Origin of the sequence: Ruminococcus champanellensis 18P13 = JCM 17042 (assembly GCF_000210095.1) — a bacterium.
In the GTDB taxonomy this organism is placed as follows: domain Bacteria; phylum Bacillota; class Clostridia; order Oscillospirales; family Ruminococcaceae; genus Ruminococcus_F; species Ruminococcus_F champanellensis.
The window spans coordinates 2,558,303-2,559,716 of record NC_021039.1 but is presented as its reverse complement, the minus strand read 5'-3'; the positions used below and the strand labels follow the sequence as shown (position 1 = coordinate 2,559,716).

The following is a 1,414-nucleotide window of genomic DNA, read 5'->3' as shown; positions in this document are numbered from 1 at the left end:
AATGAAATAGAGTCACACACATCTCCCCAAGACATCGGTAAACCCGTACTGCGTATGTGGCGCACGCAGAGCATAAGAAAACACAAAAAAGCAAACGGTCACAAAAATCCAACAGGGCGGACATGCTACTCCACACGCACCTCGCACCGGAAGCCAGCCTGCGCAATGACAGCACTCCATTCCTCCTGATGGGCGGCAAAAAACGCCGGATCCTGATGCCGTGCCGCCCGTTCCAGATCCAGAAGATCCACCCCATAGACGCACACGGTTTCCAGCACCGCCGCCCGGCACAGCTCCGTCACCGCCTGCTGCACCCCTTTGCGCAGCTGCCCCTGCTCGCATGCCTCGGCGCATTCCCCTGTGATCCGGAAGGACAGCACCGCCGTCAGCCCCTCCGCCGTTTCCAGATCCAGCTTGTAGCTGCAGCTGTGGATCTCGTAGGACAGGGTGCCCTGCTCTGTGGGGATCCCAAGCACCGTGTCCCGGTTTTTTTCCCGCAGCAGTGCCACCCCTCTGCATGCCTCCTCGCTCAGGGTGGTGCGGATGTTTCCCGCCTGATCCACCACGCACATGCCCAGATCCGAGCCGGACACATAGGGCACCACCGCCATGCCGCTTGCCCCCAGCAGATCCGACAGGGTATCGCTGACGGCGGGGGCATACAAAGCGCCCCCCTCCGCCATCCGGGACAGGGCGGTTTCCAGGCCGGCACCGGTTTCCTCCAGCACCCTTGCGGCATCGTCCGCACACACCAGCCGGCAGCCCGGCGAGATCCGGTTCCCGTCCAGCAGCAGGGACAGCCGCTGCTCCAGTCCTCCCTTGCCGCACACCAGTACCTGGGTATGCCCCAGCATCAGCGCCCGGTCGTACCGGCATTGGGCAGCCTCCAGTGCGGTGAGCAGGGTCTCCCCGGTGCCGGATGCAGGCTCCTCCATGCCGAAGGAAACGGCGGTGACCCGGTTGGCGTTCCGGTCAGCATCCGCCCCCAGAAGCTGGACGAATGCCCGGTTCTGGACCTGTGCGGTGCCGGTGCAGCCGGTAAGCAGCAGGGTGGCAAGCAGCAGCGTCAGCCGTTTGTGTTTCATGGGATCTCCTTTCCGGGCGTTGCCCGATGGGTGGTGTTGCATGTATGCTTTGGTTTGATTTTCTCTTTCGTTGTTCTATTTGTTGAACCGGGGCGGTGGCGCATGACCCCTTTTGCCGTTCAGCGACCATCTTTTCCGGGCGTTCTCTGATACTCTGCGTGCTACAGCTACGCAGTACGGGTTTACCGGATGCTTGGGGAGACAACCCAGGGAGCATATCATGCTCTACTTAGTTAACCGGATGGGTCACGCATGACCCATCTACCGCCATGCGAGCGACAACCGTACTCTCTTTTCCACAACTCTCCCCTCGCTTGTGGAGAACGAAC

General features: G+C 61.5%; 1 protein-coding gene. It reads right to left on the bottom strand.

The window, feature by feature from the left end; genetic code table 11:
• Nucleotides 1-125: 125 nt before the first annotated feature.
• The gene (locus RUM_RS11700; protein WP_015559299.1) at nt 126-1,085 is read right to left on the bottom strand and encodes a Ger(x)C family spore germination C-terminal domain-containing protein; all 960 of its coding nucleotides are present in this window, start codon (nt 1,083-1,085) and stop codon (nt 126-128) included.
• Between the last annotated feature and the right edge of the window lie 329 nt (nt 1,086-1,414).

Excerpts from the sequence above, each read along its gene's own strand:
- RUM_RS11700 (WP_015559299.1), bottom strand. The coding sequence starts at position 1,085 with ATGAAACACAAACGGCTGACGCTGCTGCTTGCCACCCTGCTGCTTACC.